Genomic DNA, 3,844 nt, shown 5'->3' on the forward strand with positions numbered 1-3,844 from the left:
GTATATTGTTTATATTTAAAAAGGGAATTTTCCTTGGAGTATAATTTTAACTATCCTACCATGACACACTTTTCTCATCTTATTATAGGGACAGGGCAAGCACTTGGAACCTTACTGGGAAAATTAATCCCCACTCATGAGTCAATTGGGGTAATCGAGGCAAACAAGGTGGGTGGTAGTTGTGTAAACTATGGCTGCACCCCAACCAAAACTCTAGTCGCCTCTGCCAAAGCCTTTCATCAAGCCAAACGAGGTGATTTTTATGGCTTCAGTTCAGAAGGACTGACGCTTGATTTCGAAAAAGTGAGAGAAAGAATGAATAGTATTCGCAATGGAGGTAGCACTGGCTTAACTTCTTGGATGAATAGCACCTCAAATGTTGAGCTTATAAAGGGGACTGCCAGGTTTATAGAAAATAAAAAAGTGGAGGTGGCAGGTGAAATTTATACCGCAGATACCATCTATTTAAACGTAGGAACAAGACCCAAGGCTCCTCCCATACCGGGTTTGGATGATATTAATTGGTTAGACAGTGCTGGTCTTCTCGATTTGAAAGAAGTCCCTAAGCACCTCCTGATTATAGGTGGTGGGTATATTGGAGTAGAATTCGCTCAGGTATTTCGAAGATTCGGATCAAGAGTGAGTATTATTCAGCGTGCTGACCAATTAATACCAAGAGAGGATAAAGATGTGGCAAAAGCTGTTCAGTCGTTTTTAGAAGAAGAAGGAATTGAGATTTACTTGAATTCAAATACAAGTAGTGCTACCAAAAATAAAAATAAGGTTGAAGTGACTATAGATAGGGATGGAGAAACTATTAATCTGGTGGGTGATCAACTACTGATAGCAGCAGGAAGAGTGCCAAACAGTGACACCTTGAACCTAGAAAATACCGATATAAAAACAAACGAGCGAGGATACATAGAAGTTGACATACTATGTGAAACAGCAGTGAAAGATGTCTATGCAGTAGGTGATGTAAATGGATATGGAGGCTTTACTCATACTGCAGTGAATGATGCTGAGATCGTATTGGATAAAATTTATGGTGGAAATAGAACCTTAGAAGGGAGAATTCCGATCTACGGTCTATTTACGGATCCACCGTTGGGCAGAGTTGGCATGACTGAAAAAGAAGCACTAAAAAGTGGCAGAAGAGTGCTAAAAGCAATTCGCCCGATGGATAAAATAAGTAGAGCTAAGGAAATGGGAGAAACCAAAGGCTTTGCTAAGCTACTGGTAGATGCGGACACAGATTTGATCCTGGGTGCCTCTATACTGGGAGTAGGCGGTGACGAGATCATAAACATGTTTGCTACCATTATGCATTCTAATATTCCATGCCGGTATTACAGAAAGGTAGTGTTGGTACACCCAACCGTTTCTGAACTGATGCCTTGGATTTTAGATGGCATTAAAGAAGTGAAAGAACAGAATGAAACCATATGATCTTACACGCGAAATTGATACTAGGAAAAATTACTTTTAATTGATGTTAAAACTTGGAATGGGCACTGCTGCTATCGGCAGACCACATTATATTAATGTCAGATCAATAGCTAACAACTACACTTCGTTGGAAGAGTTTAAACAAGAAGGACTTAAGGTTCTAGATTACGCTTATGACTTAGGAATCAGGTATTTTGATACTGCCCCAGGCTATGGAATTGCTGAAAAAATGATTATCAATTGGCTCAAAGAACGTATGCACAAGGATATAGAGATTGCCACCAAATGGGGATATACCTACACCGCTAACTTTGAGAAAAGTGCTGAAATTCATGAGGTCAAAGAGCACAGTCTACATAAGCTATTGGAGCAATGGGAAGAATCTAAACATCTGCTACCGTATTTAACTAGTTATCAAATTCACTCAGCAACGCTTGAATCTGGTGTATTGGAAAATACGTCAGTACTTGGAAAATTGAACTTCCTAAAAAACGAATTGGGACTCCATATCGGCTTGACCTCTACTGGTCAGAATCAATTGGAAGTACTAAAGCGTGCGATCGATATTGATATGGAGGGGAAACCATTGTTTGATGTTTTTCAAATCACCTACAATGTAATGGATCAGAGTCTGCAGAAAATCTGCTTACAGTTGGCAACTGAAAATAAACGAGTAATTGTGAAAGAAGCTTTAGCCAATGGACGCGTCTTTAGAAATAAGAACTACCCCATACATTCAAAGTTGTATGATACCTTGGAGGAGCTGGCATCAAAATACAGTGTAGGAGTAGATGCTATTGCTTTGCGCTTTTGCATGGATACTATTAATCCGTATATCGTTTTAAGCGGAGCATCCAGCACTTTTCAACTATCAGAAAATAGGATGTCACTTCAATTTACCTTAACAGAATATGAATTAGCATTGCTCAGGCAGTTCGCTGTTAGCCCCCATAATTATTGGGCGGAAAGAAAACTTCTTTTGTGGAATTAATATCTTTAATAGATAAGACATAAATATAGCGCATGAATGTCATTGAATCACTCCTGAATTTTTTAAAGAAAGATCCCGAATTGCAAGATGAGAAAACCCCTCAAGGTTTCTGTCCCAATTGTTGGGGAAGGCAAGAATACGGTGGTAAATTTTATGAGGTAGCTAAGAATTATGAGGCAGATATTAATAGTTCAAATCCAAGTGTAGGTTGGATTCAAGAATATGCAAATAAGCACCTATCTGGAATAGTTCTTCAAACAAAAAATGATGAATTGGTCTGTCAAACTTGTAAGCTTACCTATAGTCCAAAAGAATGAAAAAAATAGATATGGACACTTATCGCAGAAACCCCGAGCAATACGAATTGAGAAATGGACTAAGCGAAAATGCCCCAAACTGTCCTTATGGTAATAAATTTCGTTGGATTGGTTATGATCTAGAGTCCAAAGAATATGTAAGATTTACAAAATCGATTTTTAAACTGCTCATCCAAAAAACTAAACGCAATGCTTAAGTGGCTAGATGTAATAAAATTTGCCAATCATGGCAATCCAGAACCTTCAAGAAGGGTTGAAAAAACAAATGAAGAATGGGAAGCACTTCTCACGCCTGAGCAATTTAGAATTACTAGAGGAAAAGGAACAGAAAGAGCTCATAGCTCTGAAATGTGCCAATTATTTGAGCCTGGTAAATACGCTTGTATTTGTTGTGAAACATTACTTTTCGATTCCGCTTCCAAATTTGAAAGTGGCACAGGATGGCCCTCTTTTGATCAACCGATAGAAGATAATGCGGTGTCATTTCATAAAGACAAAGGCTTTGGGATGTACAGGATAGAAGCAACATGCAGTACCTGTGATGCTCATTTGGGTCACGTCTTTCAAGATGGGCCACCACCAAGTGGATTACGTTTTTGCATCAATGCAATTTCACTAAAAAAAATGGAAAGTAGTGAACGAAAAGTAACTTTTGGTGGTGGTTGTTTTTGGTGCACCGAAGCAATCTTTCAGGAAGTAGAAGGCGTTTCAAAAGTAGAAAGTGGATTCAGCGGTGGAAATACATCAAATCCAACTTATCGTGAGGTGGTTAGTGGACTTAGTGGACACGCAGAAGTGGTAGAAGTTACCTACGATAGTAATGAAATTTCTTATAAAGATTTAATTACAATCCATCTTACTACCCACAATCCCACAACAATAAATAGACAAGGAGCTGATAAAGGTTCTCAATATCGTAGTATTCTTTTTTATCGAACGGTAGAAGAAAAAGAAATAGCCATGGATGTTATATCAGAAGTACAAAAAGCGTTTGATGAGATGATTGTAACTGAATTAAAAATGTTTGAAGCGTTTTATCAAGCAGAACTCTATCATCAAGATTATTATGCTTCGAATCAAGAGAAAC

General features: G+C 38.2%; 4 protein-coding genes. All 4 read left to right on the forward strand.

Going from position 1 to position 3,844, the window contains the following annotated elements:
* The first annotated feature begins 60 nt into the window (after window positions 1-60).
* Window positions 61-1,449, forward strand: coding sequence for a mercuric reductase (locus tag WBM49_RS13335; protein ID WP_424372543.1), 1,389 nt, complete (start codon window positions 61-63; stop codon window positions 1,447-1,449).
* A 43-nt stretch (window positions 1,450-1,492) separates the two neighbouring features.
* On the forward strand, window positions 1,493-2,440 hold the full coding sequence (locus WBM49_RS13340; protein WP_424372544.1) for an aldo/keto reductase: 948 nt from the start codon (window positions 1,493-1,495) through the stop codon (window positions 2,438-2,440).
* Between the two features lie 32 nt (window positions 2,441-2,472).
* Window positions 2,473-2,757, forward strand: a complete 285-nt coding sequence (locus WBM49_RS13345; protein WP_424372545.1) for a hypothetical protein — start codon at window positions 2,473-2,475, stop codon at window positions 2,755-2,757.
* A 189-nt stretch (window positions 2,758-2,946) separates the two neighbouring features.
* A partial coding sequence (msrA, locus tag WBM49_RS13350; protein WP_424372546.1) for a peptide-methionine (S)-S-oxide reductase MsrA occupies window positions 2,947-3,844 on the forward strand: 898 nt, incomplete at its 3' end.

It is taken from the genome of Muriicola sp., assembly GCF_049669965.1.
Taxonomy (GTDB): domain Bacteria; phylum Bacteroidota; class Bacteroidia; order Flavobacteriales; family Flavobacteriaceae; genus Muriicola.